Origin of the sequence: Acetobacter zythi, assembly GCF_963921165.1 — a bacterium.
Classification (GTDB): Bacteria; Pseudomonadota; Alphaproteobacteria; order Acetobacterales; family Acetobacteraceae; genus Acetobacter.
This window is the reverse complement of record NZ_CAWUEO010000046.1, coordinates 101,184-119,730: the sequence shown is the minus strand read 5'-3', so window position 1 is coordinate 119,730 and position 18,547 is coordinate 101,184. Positions and strand designations below refer to the sequence as shown.

General features: G+C 55.8%; 18 protein-coding genes and 1 tRNA gene. 15 read left to right on the top strand and 4 right to left on the bottom strand.

Annotated elements, in window-relative coordinates; translation table 11 throughout:
- Nucleotides 1-115 precede the first annotated feature (115 nt).
- Nucleotides 116-192: transfer RNA gene (locus AABE20_RS13290), tRNA-Met, on the top strand.
- 282 nt (nucleotides 193-474) lie between these two features.
- Here AABE20_RS13290 and AABE20_RS13285 read toward each other — a convergent pair.
- Nucleotides 475-1,359, bottom strand: coding sequence for a LysR family transcriptional regulator (locus AABE20_RS13285; protein WP_338333519.1), 885 nt, complete (start codon nucleotides 1,357-1,359; stop codon nucleotides 475-477).
- Between the two features lie 132 nt (nucleotides 1,360-1,491).
- Here AABE20_RS13285 and AABE20_RS13280 point away from each other — a divergent pair, with 132 nt between their 5' ends.
- Complete coding sequence (locus AABE20_RS13280) at nucleotides 1,492-2,553, top strand: Rieske 2Fe-2S domain-containing protein (RefSeq protein WP_338333518.1); 1,062 nt, start codon at nucleotides 1,492-1,494, stop codon at nucleotides 2,551-2,553.
- Between the two features lie 8 nt (nucleotides 2,554-2,561).
- Nucleotides 2,562-3,518 (top strand): PDR/VanB family oxidoreductase, encoded by a 957-nt coding sequence (locus AABE20_RS13275; RefSeq protein ID WP_338333517.1) that lies wholly within the window; start codon nucleotides 2,562-2,564, stop codon nucleotides 3,516-3,518.
- 112 nt (nucleotides 3,519-3,630) lie between these two features.
- Here the strand turns inward: AABE20_RS13275 and AABE20_RS13270 are convergent, their stop codons facing one another.
- From AABE20_RS13270 to AABE20_RS13260, 3 genes are all read right to left on the bottom strand, one after another.
- Nucleotides 3,631-4,524, bottom strand: a complete 894-nt coding sequence (locus tag AABE20_RS13270) for a LysR family transcriptional regulator (RefSeq protein WP_338333516.1) — start codon at nucleotides 4,522-4,524, stop codon at nucleotides 3,631-3,633.
- Between the two features lie 208 nt (nucleotides 4,525-4,732).
- Nucleotides 4,733-5,761, bottom strand: a complete 1,029-nt coding sequence (locus AABE20_RS13265) for a methionine synthase (RefSeq protein WP_338333515.1) — start codon at nucleotides 5,759-5,761, stop codon at nucleotides 4,733-4,735.
- A gap of 27 nt (nucleotides 5,762-5,788) precedes the next feature.
- Nucleotides 5,789-6,772 carry a DUF1852 domain-containing protein gene (locus AABE20_RS13260; protein ID WP_338333514.1) on the bottom strand — a complete coding sequence of 328 codons (984 nt, stop codon included), beginning with the start codon at nucleotides 6,770-6,772 and terminating at the stop codon, nucleotides 5,789-5,791.
- A gap of 355 nt (nucleotides 6,773-7,127) precedes the next feature.
- Between AABE20_RS13260 and AABE20_RS13255 the strand changes: the two genes are divergently transcribed.
- The 12 genes from AABE20_RS13255 to AABE20_RS13200 all read left to right on the top strand — a co-directional run bounded on the left by AABE20_RS13255 (nucleotide 7,128) and on the right by AABE20_RS13200 (nucleotide 18,542).
- Nucleotides 7,128-7,625 (top strand): RNA polymerase sigma factor, encoded by a 498-nt coding sequence (locus tag AABE20_RS13255; RefSeq protein ID WP_338333513.1) that lies wholly within the window; start codon nucleotides 7,128-7,130, stop codon nucleotides 7,623-7,625.
- A 90-nt stretch (nucleotides 7,626-7,715) separates the two neighbouring features.
- The gene (locus AABE20_RS13250) at nucleotides 7,716-8,660 is read left to right on the top strand and encodes a FecR family protein (RefSeq protein WP_338333512.1); all 945 of its coding nucleotides are present in this window, start codon (nucleotides 7,716-7,718) and stop codon (nucleotides 8,658-8,660) included.
- Nucleotides 8,661-8,935: 275 nt separating this feature from the next.
- On the top strand, nucleotides 8,936-11,368 hold the full coding sequence (locus AABE20_RS13245) for a TonB-dependent siderophore receptor (RefSeq protein ID WP_338333511.1): 2,433 nt from the start codon (nucleotides 8,936-8,938) through the stop codon (nucleotides 11,366-11,368).
- A gap of 35 nt (nucleotides 11,369-11,403) precedes the next feature.
- Entirely contained in the window at nucleotides 11,404-11,652 is a 249-nt protein-coding gene (locus AABE20_RS13240) for a hypothetical protein (protein ID WP_338333510.1), read from the top strand.
- Nucleotide 11,653: 1 nt separating this feature from the next.
- Nucleotides 11,654-13,204 carry a PepSY-associated TM helix domain-containing protein gene (locus AABE20_RS13235; RefSeq protein ID WP_338333509.1) on the top strand — a complete coding sequence of 517 codons (1,551 nt, stop codon included), beginning with the start codon at nucleotides 11,654-11,656 and terminating at the stop codon, nucleotides 13,202-13,204.
- Nucleotides 13,204-13,563, top strand: a complete 360-nt coding sequence (locus tag AABE20_RS13230) for a DUF3325 family protein (protein ID WP_338333508.1) — start codon at nucleotides 13,204-13,206, stop codon at nucleotides 13,561-13,563. The genes AABE20_RS13235 and AABE20_RS13230 overlap by 1 nt, the downstream gene beginning before the upstream one ends.
- 218 nt (nucleotides 13,564-13,781) lie before the next feature.
- Nucleotides 13,782-13,967, top strand: coding sequence for a hypothetical protein (locus tag AABE20_RS13225; protein WP_338333507.1), 186 nt, complete (start codon nucleotides 13,782-13,784; stop codon nucleotides 13,965-13,967).
- Nucleotides 13,964-14,710, top strand: coding sequence for a tonB-system energizer ExbB (gene exbB, locus AABE20_RS13220; RefSeq protein ID WP_338333506.1), 747 nt, complete (start codon nucleotides 13,964-13,966; stop codon nucleotides 14,708-14,710). The genes AABE20_RS13225 and exbB overlap by 4 nt, the downstream gene beginning before the upstream one ends.
- 6 nt (nucleotides 14,711-14,716) lie before the next feature.
- Entirely contained in the window at nucleotides 14,717-15,229 is a 513-nt protein-coding gene (gene exbD / locus AABE20_RS13215) for a TonB system transport protein ExbD (RefSeq protein WP_338333526.1), read from the top strand.
- Nucleotides 15,226-16,098, top strand: coding sequence for an energy transducer TonB family protein (locus tag AABE20_RS13210; protein WP_338333505.1), 873 nt, complete (start codon nucleotides 15,226-15,228; stop codon nucleotides 16,096-16,098). The genes exbD and AABE20_RS13210 overlap by 4 nt, the downstream gene beginning before the upstream one ends.
- A gap of 37 nt (nucleotides 16,099-16,135) precedes the next feature.
- Nucleotides 16,136-16,639 (top strand): Fur family transcriptional regulator, encoded by a 504-nt coding sequence (locus AABE20_RS13205; RefSeq protein ID WP_408740973.1) that lies wholly within the window; start codon nucleotides 16,136-16,138, stop codon nucleotides 16,637-16,639.
- Nucleotides 16,640-17,114: 475 nt separating this feature from the next.
- Nucleotides 17,115-18,542 carry a gamma-aminobutyraldehyde dehydrogenase gene (locus AABE20_RS13200; protein ID WP_338333504.1) on the top strand — a complete coding sequence of 476 codons (1,428 nt, stop codon included), beginning with the start codon at nucleotides 17,115-17,117 and terminating at the stop codon, nucleotides 18,540-18,542.
- Nucleotides 18,543-18,547 lie beyond the last annotated feature (5 nt).

Here is an 18,547-nt window from a genome sequence, read left to right as displayed (position 1 = left end):
AAAACCCCCAGCGCCTATGATACTGCGGCTTAAGCCGCGGGAAAGTCGGTCGCCGCCAGATCTTCCAGACTACCCAACCAAAAACCTCAATTGCAAAATCAACACTCATCACCACCGCGGGGTGGAGCAGCCCGGTAGCTCGTCAGGCTCATAACCTGAAGGCCGCAGGTTCAAATCCTGCCCCCGCAACCATGCAATAAGTGACTGATATCACACGGTAAACCCGCCCAATCAGGCGGGTTTTTTGTTGTCTGAATCACTCCGCAGGATGCACATAGGAAATAATCGGAAAAGTACTGGGACGTAGGTTGGGCTTAAAATAGTCTGCATCGTGATAGAGTGATGGCTGTCCCAAGCCTCATTGTTCAGTGGAAATTGTGCAATCTGACGACGAGGCGTTCACCATCAGGAATACCACGCCTTCCGCTGGTCTTGGCCGTTGCCGCACCAGCGCCAGCCCTGCCAAACGCATCGTTACGCCGTCCAAGACTCCTGTTCATCAATAACGCGTAAACATAGTGCCGTAGCGCTGGACATCAGCCCTTGCCGGGCATGGCAGAGCGCGAGAGTTGTGGGACGCAGGCCGGGGTCTGACAGCGGTACGAAACTTAACCGACCGTCATTGCTCGCCTCAACAACATCCAGTTGGCTGAGAACAGAAACACCGTTTCCCTGAGCAACCAGAGAGCGGATTATGGCGATATTGTTCGATGACAGAGCAGAATTGATTTTCAGGCCGGTTGAGACTTCGAGCATGCGGAACTGTTCGGCAATCTCAAGCGGGTCAATCGGGCGTATGACATTTTCCCCCGAAAGCTGATTGAACCGCAGGGTTTTTGCGGACTGCAATTTATGTCCACGCGGCAGGACCACGCCAAGTGGAATTTCGCGAAACGCGCGTACGGTGATGTCCCGGGAGGATTGGGGGTTCAAAAGCAACCCAAGATCGAACTCACCATGAGCAACGCTCTGCGCAATGCTGTCGTTAGGAAGGACGCAGATTTCGAGCGCGATGCCGGGGTAGTGCGCGCGCATTGTTGAAATAACACGCGGTAAAAAGCCGTGCGCCAAGGCCTCGATTACGGCCATGCGTACTAATCCGCGCCGCAAACCGTCCAGATCGTCAATCTGTTCGCGTATCCTTGCAAAATCCTTTCGCCAGTCGAGCGCACCGCGAACGAGGAACTCGCCTGCCGAGGTCAGGCGCATGCCGCTGGGCAGGCGGTTGAACAGTGGAACGCCCATCTCTTCTTCCGCTGCCAGAATCTGGCGGTCGATTGCGGATGCCGAGACATTCAGATGCTCTGATGCTTTGCGGACGGACCCCTGCCGGGCAACTTCGACAAAATAGATCAGCATTCGGGAGAAAGGCTGCACTTTAAGCGTTCTCTTTTTCTCAATGACAAATCAAAAAAATGATGTTTGAAGTTTACACGATCCGTCCGCATGCTTCCAGTCGCTCAGTAGCTTCTGCATAGGATGACCCGGCACATGACAACCCTTACAGCTTCCGCCCCTTCGCTTGATCTGCCAAAAAACTGCACTTTTGACCCGGACGACTGGCATATTCTTGCTCGGCAATGGTACGCTGTGGCCCTCATTCGGGATGTGGATAAGGAAGGCGTTGTTGGTGCGACCCTGCTGGATGAACGGCTGGTCGTTTATAAGGTCGATAATGAAATTGTCGTGGCGAACGAACTGTGCACGCATCGCGGTGTTCCGCTGACGCTTGGCTCGAACCGTGATTGCAAGGGTGTGCGCTGCCCCTATCACGGGCTTCAGTTCGGAAAGGGGGGGAAGTGCATCAAGGTGTCCGCACATCCTGACAACGGTATTCCGGGCAAGCTGCACCTGAAATCCTATCCCGTTGTGCTGCGTTACGGGCTTGTCTGGACGTGCCTGCGTCCGGGCGAGGATGGAGCGATGACCGATGTTCCCTTCATGCCGCATTGGGACGATGCGGGATTCCAGCAGATCAACTGCCCGGCCTTTGATATTGCGGGCTTTGCCGGTCGGCAGGTTGAAGGGTTTCTTGATGTCGCGCATTTTGCTTTCATTCACACAGAAACCTTTGCAGACCCAGACAACGCCTTTGTGCCGTCGTATGAGACCCGGCCGACCGCGGTTGGCTTTGAAGCCGAATATTACAGCACCGTTGGGAATTACCCGCATAGCAAACAGGCTGAGACACCCAAGGATTTTCTATGGTTGAGGCATTTCCGTGCACACCTGCCTTTTACCGCCCATTTGACCGTTCATTTTCCCGAAGGGGGGCGGCTTTCCATCCTCAATGCGGCCTCGCCTGTTTCTGCGCGCAAAACGCGTCTGTTTGTCCCAATCGCCCGGAACTTCGATACGGATCGTCCTGTGCAGGAGGTCTATGACTTCAATCGCAAGGTTTTTGAAGAAGACGCAACAATGGTCGAACAACAAAAGCCGGAAAACCTGCCGCTTGATCCGCGTTTGGAAGCACATATCCCGGCTGATAGAAGCTCGATCACTTATCGCAAAGGCTTACGTGAGATGGGTCTTAGCCAGTTTTTTGTTGCCTGATACCCGCCATGGAACTGATCGTCTCGGCCATTCGTATCAATGGTGACAACAATCTCGACATCGAGCTGATTTGCCCAAAGGGCAATGATCTGCCCCCTTTTGCGCCAGGAGCACATATTGATATTCGGACACCTGCGGGAAAAATAAGGCAATATTCGCTCTGCGGTTCCCCCACGGACCGGCATGTGTATCGGATTTGTGTGCGCAAGGATGCGAGTTCGCGAGGGGGATCTCTATCCCTGCATACTGACCTGCGAGTACGTGCGAAGGTAACGGTCTCGGAGCCACGCAACCTGTTCGCAATTCCCAAGGCCCGGCGCTATCTTCTTTTTTCCGCAGGGATAGGCATTACGCCGATCATCACAATGGCGCGCAGCCTTGTCTATGCTGGAAGCCATGTTGAATGGTGCCATTATGAGGGATGCCGATCATCGGTTGCCTTTTTTGATGAAGTCAGTTCAGGCCATTTGAAAAATGTGACAACGCTTTATCTTAGTGATGAAGGTGGCAGTTTTCGAAAGGCTGTGCCGGAGTGTCTCCTGCGACCTGATCCCGAGACAGCAATTATTGCCTGCGGGCCAGATGGTTTTCTCATGCTTTTGGAAAAACGTATGGCTGAAGCAGGGTGGTCACCGACACAGTTGTACAGCGAGCGCTTCCATGCGTCTCCTGCAAGCGGTTTGAACGACCAGCCCAAGGGCGAGTTCGTTGTGCAACTTGCATCGTCTGGTCAATGCTTCACGATTGGGGCTGAAGATACGATTGCCCATGTTCTGATGGAAAATGGCATTCCTGTTGAACTGTCGTGCGAGCAGGGTATGTGTGGCGCATGCCTTACCCGCGTTCTTGAAGGCGTGCCGGATCATAAGGATGTTGTGCTCAGTGCCACCGAACGTGAGGCATGCAATCAGATGGCAATCTGTTGCTCACGTTCAAAATCACCACTGCTGGTTCTGGATATTTAGGCTTATACCTTTGCTTTGCGGAAAACGGCTTTATCTGGAAGTGTCATAATGGCTCTTTTGATCAGGAAAGGAGCGGCTTTGACTGGCAACGGGGTATACCTGTCCAAGTCGTTTACTTTCCTGTTTCTGAAGCAAAAATTATAAAATCTTCAAGGTATTTAATATCGTCATCGGTTTCCCGGTGGCCGAGGAATATCTGTTTCGCAATGCCTTTTTTGCCAAGTTTTACGGGATAAAGTTCAAAGCGTGTGGCATATTCTTCCACAAGCCAGCGGGGAAGTGCCGCAACGCCCCTGCCATGGGCCACCATGACCAGCATGATGTCTGTCGTTTCAATCTGCTTCTGCTGGCGTGGTCCAATCCCTGGGGGTTGTAGAAACTGCGTGTAAATATCAAGCCGTTCAGACGGAACAGGGTAGGTAATCAATGTTTCGTCTGCCAGTTGTTCTGGCAAGACAAATCTGGCTTTCCGTAAAGGGTGTTCCGGCCCCACAGCCAGCACCAGTTCATAGTCAAATACCGGTGTGAATTGGAGACCGGGTTTGTATAGTGGATCAGGGGTTACCAGAATATCGATTTCATTACTGAACAGCGCGCCAATCCCGCCGAACTGGAATTTCTGGCGCACGTCCACATCGACCTTTGGCCATCTCTCCAGATAGGGCGAGACAACTTTCAGAAGCCACTGATAACAGGGATGGCACTCCATTCCGATGCGTAATGTACCGCGCCCGCCATTTGCAAATTGTTCAATACGGCTTTCCGCCAGTTCAAACTGCGGAAGCAGACGGTTCGCCAGGGACAACAGCCATTCACCAGCCTGAGTCAGAACAAGGGACCGCCCCTCCCGCCGCCATATTCGGACGCCAAGCTGCTGTTCAATCTTGCGGATGGAATGGCTGAGTGCGGGTTGGGTCAGGTTCAGGCGCACTCCGGCAGCCGTTAAGGAACCTTCCCGTGCAACTTCCCGAATGATTGTCAGATGACTGCGTTCCAGAATGCCCATGTTCTGCCCGATAAATGCATGAAATTCATAGAGTCACCAAAACATATCATTTCAGTTTATTTTTATAAACTTCTATTGTGAAGGACCAATCCTGCATGCAGATGCAGCCCATGGTCGCCAACAACATGCACGTCCCCTTTCACTATGGGCTGAGTGGAGGGCATGACCTGCGCCATGCCCTTCCGCCGGAAAGCCGCCGACCTGCCTGTCAGGCCGAGAGTTCTTTTCGAACAATTGCCGCACCCGCACCCAGAGCATGCAGCTTGCCACGCGCGACATTGCGCGGTAACGGCGCCATGCCGCAATTGGTGCAGGGATAAAGCTTGTCCGCATCCACAAACTGAAGTGCTTTTCGCAAAGTCTCTGCAACTTTCTCTGGTGTCTCAATGGTTTTTGTGGCCACGTCAATGGCGCCAACCATGACCTTTTTCCCACGAATAAGTTCGATCAGATCCATTGGAACGCGGGCGTTCTGGCACTCCAGTGAAATCAGATCGATATTGGATTTCTGAAGTTTGGGAAAGATCTCTTCATACTGACGCCACTCTTCCCCAAGAGTGTTTTTCCAGTCGATATTGGCTTTAATGCCGTAACCATAACAGATATGCACTGCGGTTTCGCATTTCAGCCCTTCAATGGCCCGTTCCAGCGTGGCAATGCCCCAGTCATTGACCTCATCAAAGAACACATTGAAGGCGGGTTCATCAAACTGGATGATGTCAACACCAGCTTCTTCCAGTTCCTTAGCTTCCTGATTGAGAATTTTTGCAAAATCCCATGCGAGTTTTTCGCGGCTTTTGTAATGGCCATCATGGAGCGTGTCGATCATCGTCATGGGGCCGGGGAGCGCCCATTTGATGGGTTTTTTCGTCAATGTGCGTAAAAATCTAGCGTCTTCGACAAAAACCGGTTTTTCGCGCGCTACGGTGCCCACAACGGACGGCACGCTTGCATCGTAGCGGTTGCGAATTTTAACCGTCTGACGGTTCTCGAAGTCGACGCCACTGAGATGCTCGATAAAGGTCGTAACAAAATGCTGGCGCGTCTGCTCGCCATCGCTGACGATATCAATGCCAGCGCGGTCCTGATCGTCCAGTGTCAGGCGAAGGGCATCCTGTTTGCCCTCGACCAGTTCTTCCCCCTGCAATTTCCAGGGAGACCAGAGTGTTTCAGGCTGGGCAAGCCACGAGGGTTTGGGCAGGCTACCAGCCGTTGACGTGGGGAATAGTGTTTTCATGAGAGATGACCTTGTGTTTCTGATCGCTCAAGCGGTGTAACCGGCAGACCATTTTTCAAGAATGTGGTGATACGGCCTGATAAAATGCTCGTCCGTATAGTGCCCCTGCGAGATGGCGAGCTGTGTACGTTCCTCGCGGTCGTAGACAATGCGGGTATTGGAATAGTCCTGATACTTCAGGCTTGGTTGATAACAGTCAGCCGCAGCAGAATTGGCATTGTAAATTTCGGGGCGATAAATCTTCTGAAAAGATTCCATCACGCTGATGGTGCTGATCAGTTCAAGGGGTGAATAGTCAGACAGCAGATCGCCAAAAAAATAAAAGGCCAATGGTGCCACACTGTTGGGTGGCATGAAATAACGAACCTGCATCCCCATTTTTTTGAAATACTGGTCCGTCAGAGAAAACTCATGCTGCTCATATTCAACACCGAGAACAGGATGCTGATTTTCCGCCCGATGGTAGGTGCGATTGGTTGAGACACTGAGGCAGATGACAGGCAGTTTTTTGAAGTTCTGTTTGTAAGCTGTCGAGTTCATAACGCTCTTGAAGAGGTTTCCATGCAGGTCTCCATAATTATGGGGAACACTGAATTCGGTTTTCTCCTTATTGTAAGCCGGTAACAACACGCTGAAGTCGTAATCCCGCACGTAAGAGGAAAAACTGTTCCCGGCGAGTCCCTCTATCCGTTTGTTTGTGTTTTTATCAACAAGTGTTGTGTAGAGGACTTCGATCAGAGGAAAGCTGCCCCTTTTGCCCGCAAAGGCGAGATCCATTTCAACAGAAACGATTTCAAGTTCAAGAGTGTAGCGATCTTTGTTGGCATTATCCCAATGTGCCAGATCATTAAACCGATTATCGATCATGCGCAGGACGTTGCGCAGGTTTTCCTGACGGCTTTCCCCCCTCGCCAGATTGGCAAAATTGGTCGTAAGGCGGGTTCTGTCGGAAGGATGATAGTTTTCATCGAAACGAAGCCGATGGATGCTGAATGCCGAATCCTGAATCATTGTTGTCCTGCGTCCCTTTTGCCACCGCAAACCAGAATGCGAACACTGGGGATGCAAAGCCTCTCCAGTTTTGACCTCTGAGTTTTTTAGGCGGTTGCGGTCATCACCATGGCAGCTTTATGCCTGAACGAACCTGTGAGCAGAAATGATTTGATTTCATCAATACATCAATATCGTTCATGGACCACTGTTCCCATAGGGTAACGGGACGGCTGGAGGCAGAAGACCTACCCTTGTTCAGCCTCCAGCCATCGGGTGGAATGGTTTGCGAGCACAGAGGGGCTTTGCCGTATTTGCGAGTAATTATTAGTTGTGGTATATGCGCCAGAGCATAAAAATCAGGTGGCCACGCAGGGTGGATAAGGCACAAATTAACAGGCTGTTTTTGAGCCATCGGCGTGAACTGGCTGACTATGTTGGCAGGCAGTTGAATGACCGCGATCTGGCGGCGGATTTTGTGCAAGAAACATTCATCCGGTTTATGGAACGTGGAGATGCCTTGCCCGCGGAATCCTGTAGGGCCTTTCTGTACAGCACAGTGCGTAATCTTGTGATCGACCATGTGCGTGCCGTGCGCAGGCGGGGCATTGTGGGTCAGCCGCTGGAAGATCTGACCGCTGTTATGGATGACCGCCCCTGCGTGGAGGAGGTTGTGGCCGCCAGGCAGCGCATCCGCCAGATTGCTGTTCTGCTGGACGAATTGCCCCCACTCACCCGCCGTATTTTTGTGCTTAACCGTGTGAGTGGTCTGAATTACCGCACAGTGGCCACCCGGTTGGCTGTGTCTGAAAGTACGGTGCAGAAGCATCTGGCCGCAGCGTTGCGGCACCTTCTGTTGCGTCTGCCGGGTTAAGCCTTTGGTCAATATAATGCTTCTTTGCAGGCTGGGGCATAAGGCTGATGCACGCCCGGTTGCAAATGTTGGTCAGGCGGTGTGACTGACATGCGCAACAACTCACAGGATGATCTTGAAGCCGAAGCCGCAGAGTGGGTCATCCGCCTTGGTGGTGGTGCGCCAACACCTGCGGAACGGCAGGCTTTTGCCGCATGGCGGGCTTTATCCCCCCAGCATAACATGGCGTTCCAACGGGCATCCCGCCTGTGGGGAGATCTGGACCTTGGTGGGCGGGAAAAGCAGGCCCGGCGGCGGCGGGTTATAACGCATGCCGCTACGGGCTGTATGGCCGGGTTGTTTGTGTTGGGGGTGGGGTTTGGCTCCGGCTGGATCGAACCTGCCCGCTGGTGGGCAGACTATACAACAGAAACCGGCGAAATACGAACCGTTCGGTTTGAAGATGGCTCCTCCGCTGTTTTGAACAGTTATGCCGCTCTGACCATCCGTTATACAGCGCGCGAACGCCGGGTCGTGCTTCTGGATGGAGAGGCATACTTTACCGTCGCACCTGTGCTGGGGCGTGAGAGCAGACCCTTTGTGGTGGAGGCGGCAGGGGGCGCATCAACCGCGCTGGGCACCCAGTTTATGGTAACGCGTGATGGGGCGAATGTGGATACCACTGTGACCGAACATAGCGTGCGCGTGGCCGCTACGGGGCATGGTGGGCTGCCTCAGTCTATTATTGTCCGGGAAGGGCAGAAGGTTCATTACGGCCAGGATGGTCTGACTGTGCCGCAGAATGCGCCTGTTGCGGTGCTGACAGCATGGCGCAATGGGCAGATTGTGTTTGATAATGAACCGTTATCCAGTGTGATCGGGCGGCTGAACCGCTACCGCCATGGGCGCATTGTGCTGGCTAACCGCACGCTGGCGGACCGGCGGGTGAGTGGGGTGTTCACCTGCTCGGATGTGGAGCGGGCTTTGGCAACGATCAGTCAGGAATTACGTGTAAAATCGGTTTCCATTGGTCACCTTGTTACGGTTATTTATTGATCCGCACGTGTTGGCGGGTACGTTGCAGGCTTTACCCGCAATCCGGGCTTGTGCAGCAATACATTGAAAATAAAGAACAAATTAAAAAATATTTGAAAAGATGGGAAAATCCTTACTGATTCTTGCTGGCTTGAACGTCTTACTCCACAACGCAAATGCAATTCATTCTCGGTTATGCCGGGAGCGCCTCGTGGAGTGGGAAGAGGATGGGTTTTCAAAAGGCACGCCAGCAGGCAAGGCGTGGTACGAACTACAGAACGGCTTTTTGTCGCTTGATGTCTGGCACGGCATTGGTGTGTGCAGGGGTTCTGGTGCTGGGGGAGCGCGGACAGGCCCAGAGCCAGACAGCCGTAACCACGACAGTGCAGCCCATGCTTTCGCTCAATATTCCTGCGGGTGATCTGAACACCTCCCTTCTTGCGTTAAGCCGCACGGCCGGGTTGCAGGTGTTTTATGATATGGACAAGGTCAAGGGGCTGCATGCCAATGCGCTCTCTGGCACCATGAGTGCTGATGAAGCTTTTGCGCGCATACTGGCCGGGAGCGGTTACACGTTTACGCGTTCTGGCAGCCATATTTCAATTATCAAGTCCTCATCAGCCATTATGCTTGGCCCGGTGCGGGTGGGCGGCACCTACCAGACCCCTGTTCCGTCCACGGCCATGATTGGCAACCTGCCGCCGGTTTTGCCGGGGGGGGAGATCGCACGCGGTGGACAGCTTGGTATGCTTGGCAACCGCGATGTGATGGATACGCCGTTTAATGCAACAAGCTATACAGCCGAATTTATTGAAAAACGCCAGATCAGAAGTGTGCGTGACGCCCTGAAGGATGACCCCTCGGTCAGGTCTATTTTTTCAACCGGAACTGCGGGTGTGGAGCGCATACAGATCCGCGGCTTCAGCCTTGATAACGTGGATATGTCATACGGTGGCATGTATGGCATGATGCCTTTTAGCGGTGTCACATCCGAACTGGCGGAGCGGGTGGAAGTGCTCCGTGGCCCTGCGGCATTGCTGAATGGCATGTCCCCCGGTGGAGGCATTGGGGGGGTGGTCAATGTGGTGCCTAAACGCGCGCATGACAAGCCCATGACCAAACTGGAGGCGGATTACACGTCCAATTCCCAGTTTGGTGGCCATGCGGATCTGGGCCGACGTTTTGGTTCGGAAAAACAGCTTGGTGTGCGGCTGAACGGCATGATCCGCTCCGGTTCGACCGCAATCCCCTATAACGATATGAAAACAGCCCTGATTGCGACAGCAGTTGACCTGCGCCTTGACCATGTGCGGCTTTCAACCGATTTTGGATACCAGCAGCGAGACATAGATGGCGTAACCCCCTATGTCTCGCTGGCAACGGGTGTTCCGGTCCCCAGTGCTGCGCGTTCAAAGCGGAATCTGGACCTGCCGTGGAGCTACTTTAACGGGAATGATATTTTTGGCGACTTCCGTGGGGAGGTCGATCTTTTCCGTAATTTTACGGCATATGGTAGCGTTGGTGTGCATAACTATACCTACAGGGGCGCTTACTCCCAGCAGGTTGTTATTAAGGATGCTCTGGGGAATGGTGCGGGGGCCACGCCTGTTGGTATTGCGCAGAATGGCCGTTACCTAACGGCAGAAGTTGGTGTGCGTGGGAAGGTGGATAGCGGCCCGGTTACGCAGGAACTCGCTTTTTCGGCCAACCGGCTGGACATGACCATGGGGCGCATATTTGGCGCCAATACCGGCATTCCCGCATATGCCATAAACCTGTATAGTGGCCCGGACCGGTTCTTGTTAAATAAGGCGGTTTCCGTACCCCGTAGTTCGCCCAAAACGGGCACGTCAACATTATCCAGTCTGGCTTTTGTGGATACGATTTCCGCGCTGGACAAGCGTATTCAGGTTACGGCGGGTTTGCGGGTCCAGCGTGTTCAAAGCTCCAGCTTTACCGCAGCCACAGGTGCCCAGACCGCCACATACGACAGAACGGCCATTAGCCCCTCGGTGCTGGCTGTGTTCAAACCGCTCAAAAATGTTTCCATTTATGGCAACTGGATTCAGGGCCTACAGCAGGGCACAACGGTCGGCACGAGCTATGCCAATGCGGGGGAAATTTTTGCACCCTACAAATCCACCCAGTATGAAGTGGGTGTAAAAGCTGACCTGAAAAGATTTATTTTATCGTTGGATGTTTTCCAAATTTCTCAGCCCAGCACGGTGTATGATGTAAAAACCAATATCATGTCCACCAATGGCAACCAGCGTAACCGTGGGCTTGAGCTGAATATTGCCGGGGAGGTCGTGCATGGCCTGCGCGCAACGGGCGGGGTTATGCTGCTTGACCCAACCCTGACCAAAACGCAGGGCGGAACATATGACGGCCAACGCGCCCCCAATACCGCGCCGGTTAACTTTAACATGGGGCTGGACTACGACCTGCCATTTGTTAAAGGCCTGTCTGTTACATCCGATATTATGTACACCGCGTCTGAATATATTGAAAACAGCCTGAAAAACCGCAGGAGCATTCCCGGCTGGGTCAGGCTGGATATGGGCGTGCGCTATGCTATGGATAATCCGGCTTCCAAAGACGGAAAAATCACATTCTTGCTGAATGTGGATAACGTTACCAATGCCCGTTACTGGAATTCCAGCGGTTATAACTATCTGTCCCTGAGTGCTCCCAGAACATTCCGTTTTGCGGTGACGGCTGATTTTTGATGCGGCATTCAGGGCTGAAAACAACAGGCAGGGTCATGCTGGCGGTCGTGATGGGGTATTTTGCCTCATCCGCCTTTTTTACAGTGTTGAGTGTTCTGCTTGTGGGCATGGGCATGCCACGGGCGGAGAGTGTGACTCTGGGAATCATGCTGACCTTTATTGTGTATCTTTGCCTTATTGTATGGGCTTTTGCGGCCCGCGCAGCAGGGCAGCCGGTCGTTGTGTTTTGTCTGCTGATTCTGTGCGGGTATGGGCTGCCTCTTTTTGTAAGGCATGGGGGCTGATATGGAGCAGGGTTTCCGCCGGTCCATGGAGTGGCTGCATACATGGGCAGGGGTTGTGCTGGGCAGCGTGCTGTTTGCGGTTTTCTGGATGGGTACACTCTCGGTTTTTGATAACGAGATTGACCGCTGGATGAAGCCAGCAACCCGTTTGCCACCTTCCCCCCAGACCCTCAGCCTTGAAGCCTTCCGGCCATCTCTTGATGAAGCCATTGCAGCCAAAGCGGCTTTTTGGAATATTATTTTACCCAATGACCGCCAGCCCGAGCTGCAACTGCGCTACAAAACGGGAAAAACCTTTGTCAGCCACGATGTTGATCCAAAATCGGGCCGCATGCTGCCAGATTCCGGTACATTAGGCGGGACCGGGTTTATTTTTCCATTCCATTATACGCTTCAGATCGAACTGAGGGATATGGGGGAATGGGTGGTTGGCCTGGCCGCTATGGCCATGCTGGTCCTGTGCGTGAGCGGGGTTATTATCCACCGCAAAATATTTGCGGAGTTCTTTACGTTTCGGCCCCATAAAAAATCAAGGCGTGTCCTGCTGGATCTGCACAATCTGTGTGGTGTTCTTGGTCTTCCTTTTCATGTTTTTCTCACGTTTTCGGGGTTGGTCATTTTGGGGGCAACCTATTTTCCCGCAGGTGTTCATGCGGTTTATGCCAACCCCCGCGCTTATTTTTTTGATGCCAATAACCTCTCATTCCTTGCGGTCAAACCAGACAGAACGGCGGCTCCTGTTGTCTCGCTGGATGAGGCTGCTACACGTGCGCGGGCCATGTGGGGGGGAGATGTTCCCCAGACCGTACTTGTGGCAAACCCGGGAAAAGCCTCCAGCCGCCTTGCCTTTTTTCGGGTGAATGAGGGGCATGTTGTGATGGACCGGGATGTGGTGGCCTTTAGTGGGGCCACGGGCGCCTTGCTCTCCCGCTCTCCACCGTTAAGCCCTGTTATGCAGGCCCAGCGGTTTTTGAGCGGGCTGCATCTTATTCAGTTCCATCATTGGGTTTTGCGCTGGATGTATTTTGTGCTCGGTCTGGGAAGCTGCGCAATGATCGCAACCGGATTTTTGTTCTGGCAGGAGTCACGGCGCAAAAAGCAGGGCAATACGTTTGGCTTCCGATTGGTGGAAGGGCTGACATCTGGTTCCGTTACAGGAATTATTTTGGCAACACTTGCATTTTTTGTAAGCAACCGGCTTCTGCCCGCCAATGTGCATTGGTTGGGGCAGGGGCGTGCGGCACTGGAAGTATGGGTTTTTTACACCGTCTGGCTTGCAACATTTGTGCACGGCTGGGTCTGGCCCCGCCATGTGTGGCTTGGCCAGAGTGCGGCCATTGCGGTGTTTGCCGCAGGTGCCGTGCTGCTGAACTGGGTTACAACGGGGGACCACCCGCTCCGTACACTCACCCATCGTTACCTTTGGCCCGTTGCGGGTATGGATATGGTGTTGCTGGTGGGGGCGGGGCTTGCCTTGCTGGCCACCCTGCGCCTTGCCCGCAGGGTGGGGGCGCATAGCGGCGCCAGCCAGCGGGTGGAAGGGGCGGGTTAATGGCTGTTCTGCTCTATTCTGCTTTTGCTGTGGTGCTGTTTCTGGCTTTTGCCTTGCTGGCCCTGACCCAGTTTGCACACCGCCGCGCCACGGGGGCTGCGGACCTGCCGCCAGAGCGGGTGGGGCAGACCCGTGCTGTGGCGGGGCTGTTGGTGGGTGCGGTGCTGTGTGTGACAACATATACCGAAGGCGGCGGATTTGGCTTTCTGCTGTGGGTTGGGCTGGTGTCTCTGGCGGCGTGTGCTGTGGCCCTTGTTCTGGGCTGGTGTCCCGCGTTACTGGCCCCGCTGGCACGGATGATGGTGTTGCCAGCAAGCCCTTTTTCCGCAAGGCATCAGCCTCCGGGTGCTGGGGGGTGAGCACATAGATGTGAGCATCTTTTGTAATTTTTTTTACCGAAAAAGCCTCTCCCGTTCGTCTTAATAACAAGAATGGAGTGTGCGCTTAACGGCGCATGCATGCGCGGTGCTGTTAGAACCCGCAGGGCAAGCCGCGCTCTGCACGGAGGGGGCTGTTGTGGTCATGTGTCATTTTGCAAGTTGCGACCTACTCGCATGTGCAGGTAAGGCGGGCTTTCATGGTGGCTGACCTGTACAGACCCCAGTGGGTGGGGCCGGTCGCACTGGGCCTGTGTGCCCCGTTTGGCCTGCTGTCCGCTTTGCTGGTTCTGCCGTGGGAGCGCCTGCCCATTCCTTTTATTGTCACAGCCGTCTGCCTGATCCGGGCGTGGAGCAGACCGCCTTTGAGAGGAGGTCTTTCATGACCGATCTTGCCCCTGTCGCCTTTTCCCCGTGGGAGATGTTCCTTAACGCGGGGCTTGTTGTCCGTTGTGTCATGAGTGTGCTTGTAGTGGCGTCCGTGCTGACATGGACTATCCTGATCGCCAAGTCGGTTGAACTGCTGCGGGTGCGCGCTGGGCTGGGTCGTGCGGAGCAGGCGCTGGAGCTGGCCGGAACGCTCGATCTGGGGGAGGAGGGCACGCGCGCCAGCAGCATTGCCCACACGCTGGTTGTGGCCGCACAGACCGAACGCCGCCGCTCGGCCGACATTCCCGAAGATAGCGAGGGCCAGAAGGAGCGCATTGTGCTGCACCTTGAACGGCTGGAAGCCGCTGAAGGACGCAGGCTCATGCGTGGCACCGGCCTGCTGGCCACCATTGGCGCGACTTCCCCCTTTGTCGGGCTGTTTGGCACGGTCTGGGGGATTATGACCTCCTTTACCGGTATTGCGGCCAGCAAGGCCACCAGCCTTGCCGTGGTGGCCCCCGGCATTGCCGAGGCCCTGCTGGCCACAGCCCTCGGGCTGGTCGCGGCCATTCCGGCGGTCGTGATTTACAACCATCTTGCCCGCCAGACCGCATCGTGCCGTGCGCAGGTGGCGGACCTGAGCGCGCTGGTCATGCGCCTTGTCTCGCGCGATCTGGGGCGTATGCAGGCCCAGATCGCCAGCGGGCAGGTGGTGCGCCTTGGCGCCGCGCGTGACCCCCGCTTGGCCACTGGGGAGTAAGTGGCTGTGCTCCGTATCCGCCATACAGATGAAAACCCGCATGAGGCGAGCGAGATTAACGTCACACCGTTTATTGACGTTATGTTGGTGCTGCTGGTGATTTTTATGGTTACCGCCCCGCTGACCACGGTCAATGTACCGGTGGACCTGCCCTCCTCGACCGAAAAGCCGACGCCGCGCCCGGATGATCCGGTGTTCCTGACGGTGAAGGCCGATCACGGTCTGGCTCTGGGGGAGGAGGATATCAGCACCGCTGTCCTGCCCGGTGCGCTGGCAGCCGCCACCAAGGGCAACAAGGAGGAACGCATTTTTTTGCGTGCGGACAAAACGGTGGATTACGGCACGCTCATGGGGGTTATGGATAAGCTGCGCACGGCCGGGTACCTCAAGGTGGCACTGGTTAACCTGCAAGGGCAGGAGGAAGGGAGCGAGGCAGGCACAGCGCCCGTGCCTTCCGCCCTCGCAGGTTCTGCCGCCCCATGGCCGGCCAGCCCACAAGCCCCCGGAACCACGCCATGAGCAGCACGGCAGATACCGGGCAGGCGGCGGATGGGCAGGCACTGGTCCTGCCTCTTTCCTTTGCGGCATGGCAGCGTGCGCGCCAGCGCCACGCCCGGCGGGAGGACGCCCTGCGCTGGGGCCTGTCGCTCCTTGCCGTGCTGGGGGTGAGCGGAGGTGTTGTCGGGTGGGTCATGCATCTGCCACCCCCCGTTATGGCAGTGCCCGAACCCCCACCCACAGCCATTGCCATAGATATGGCCCCCGAACCTGTTTCCACCCCCACGCCCCCGACCGACCTGCCGCCGGGGCCGCAGCAGACACAGTCCATTCCCGACCCCACCCCGGTCGAGCCTCCCAAGGTAACCGCTCCGCCATCCCCCGCACCCAACCCGCCAGTGCCCGTGCCCAAGCCGGAAAAACCGCGCAGGCAGGTCAAAAAGCACAAACCGGCCCCCATGCAGGCCAAGCCCACACCGGACAAAACCCCACCAGCGGAGGAGACCACCGCCCCGCCATCGTCAGACGCGCCACCGGCTCTGGCGCAGGCGGCTCCGGCTCCGGGGGCTGCATCCTCCAAAGCCTCGCGCGACCCGGTTTCGTGGCAGGGGGCGTTGCTGGCGCAGCTTGAAAAATTCAAGCGCTACCCGTCCGATGCCATGGCGGAGCGGCAGGAAGGGGTGCCCAGTGTGACCTTCTCCATGGACCGCAAGGGGCATGTTCTGAGCGTGACACTGGCCAGTAGTTCGGGCCACCCCCTGCTGGATCAGGAGGCGGTGGACCTGCCCAGACGCGCACAACCCCTGCCTGCACCACCTGAGGGCGTGCAGGGGGACCCAATTACCCTGACCGTGCCAGTTGAATTTTACATCCATGCCGCCGGGAACTGATGTTTCCGTTTGTGTTCCCTCTGATCGTGACAGGGTCATGACCATGCCTGTTTTGTTTGAACACCGCCGCTCCCCGCCCGCCCTGCACCAGATCCGCCCCGGCATGGGGGCCAGCAGTCGGCAGGTCCGCCAGTTGGAGACCCGCTGCGAGGAGGCGGGGATCAAAATGACCGACCTGCGCCGGGTGCTGCTGCATGGTCTTCTGGAGGCAGGGCCGGGGGCCACGGCGGTGGCAATCTGGCAAACTCTAGGTGCCATGACCGGTGGGCACGCGCCCTCGCAGGGGTCTATCCAGCGCAACCTGAACCTGCTGGTGGGGCATGGTATTTTGCGGCGGGATGTCTCGTCCGAGCGGTTGTGGCATTACCATGTGGCTGCCGAGCGCAAGCTGGCGCTGGCCATTACCTTTGTGGATGCGCGAACAGGCCGCAAAATTGCTTGTGATGTGCCAGAGGTTGCCACCCTCCTGCGCCGGGTTGCCGCAGAGCGCGGGCTGGCCGTGCAGGGGGCGTCCATTATGGTTACACCCTCAGCAGGGTAAAAGTTGCGCGTTCAATTCATATTTTTGCAGATGCAGTAAAATAAAGACGCTTGCTGATCGTCTTTCTGGCAGGGGCCACCCGCAACACAGATACCGTGTTGCATGCACGGGCCTGACCTGTGGCCATCCCTCCTTTGGTAAACCCCGCAGGACGCACCCGCACATGCCCGGTGCCCGGCCTTTTGTGCGCTGGCGTCAAAGAGAAATCACGACCATAAAAGCCGGGAGGGCAAAAGGCCCCACCCCATGTGCTGGAAGGGGATAGATTTGCCCCCAAGATATAGGATTTTCTTGGAACACAATTATTTTATGGCGGATTTTTTATAAAAAACACTTCAATATCAAACACGTAATAGAGTATCGTATTTTCCGATATTAAATGTTGCCATTATCTATTGGTTTGGTATCGTAACGTATGCCACGGTTGCCCGGAATGGTAAGGCCCGGCCATGTCGGGTAACGGGAGTAAAAAAATATGTTCACGAAAATGCTGGTCGGCGGCCGTTTTGTTGATGGCGCCGGGGCTGCGGAAACCGTTTTTGCCCCCGTCACGGGCGAAGTCATTTTGAGCATTGCGGAAGCATCGGCCGAGCAGGTGGATGCCGCCGTTGCATCCGCCGTTGCGGCTTTTCCCGCATGGGCCGCACTCTCCCCCGCTGAACGCGCTTTGTGTCTGCTCAAAATTGCAGATGCGATCGAAACCCATGCCGAAGAGCTTGCCACAGTCGAGGCGCTGAACACCGGCAAACCCCGCCATCTGGTGCTGAGTGATGAGATCCCGGCCATTGTGGATGGCTTTCGTTTTTTTGCCGGTGCCGCGCGCAACGTGCAGGGGCCGGTGGCGGGCGAGTATATGGCCGGTCACACCTCCATGCTGCGCCGTGCTCCTGTGGGGGTGGTTGGTGCGATTGTTCCGTGGAACTACCCCCTGCTTATGGGGGCATGGAAGCTGGCGCCCGCACTGGCCGCGGGGAATTGCTGCGTTATCAAACCCTCGGAAAACACCCCACTCAGCCTGCTGCTGCTGGGCCAGTTAATGAATGCGTGCCTGCCCGCAGGTGTGCTTAACGTTATTACCGGCCGTGGTGGCAGCGTAGGCCAGCAACTGCTGGACCACCCCGATATTGGCATGATCTCCCTGACCGGGGATATTGCTACAGGGCGCAAGGTTATTACGGCAGCGGCAAAAGCGGTCAAACGCACACATCTGGAACTGGGCGGCAAAGCGCCAGTGCTGGTGTATGATGATGCCGATCTGGAGGCCGTTGTGCAGGGCCTGCGGACCTTTGGCTACTACAATGCCGGGCAGGACTGCACGGCGGCATGCCGTGTTTATGCCGATGCACGGATTTATGACCGTCTGGTCGCTGAACTGACAACCGCCGTGGCCTCCATCCGTTATGGACACGCGGATGACGCCCTGAACGAGATTCCCCCACTTGTGTCCGCCCGCCAGCGTTCCCGCGTTGCGGCCTTTGTGGAGCGCGCTGCCGAACTGCCCCATGTGGAAGTTACAACAGGTGGCAAAATGGTTGAGGGGAACGGATTTTTTTACGAACCCACAGTTATTGCCGGTGCCAGACCGGGGGATGAAATTGTGGAGCGCGAGGTGTTTGGCCCCGTGGTCTCGGTCACACGGTGCACGGATATGGAAGAGGTGATCAGGGATGTGAATGCATCCATTTACGGTCTGGCCTCTTCTGTTTGGACGCGCGACATCGGGCGGGGCATGTCGGCTGCTGCGCGGCTGCGTTATGGGTGTACGTGGGTGAACACGCACTTTATGCTGGTGAACGAAATGCCCCATGCAGGCTTCCGCCATTCCGGCTACGGGAGCGACATGAGCCTTGGCTGTCTGGAAGACTACACAATTCCCCGCCATGTCATGGTAAACTGGAGCTGACAGGC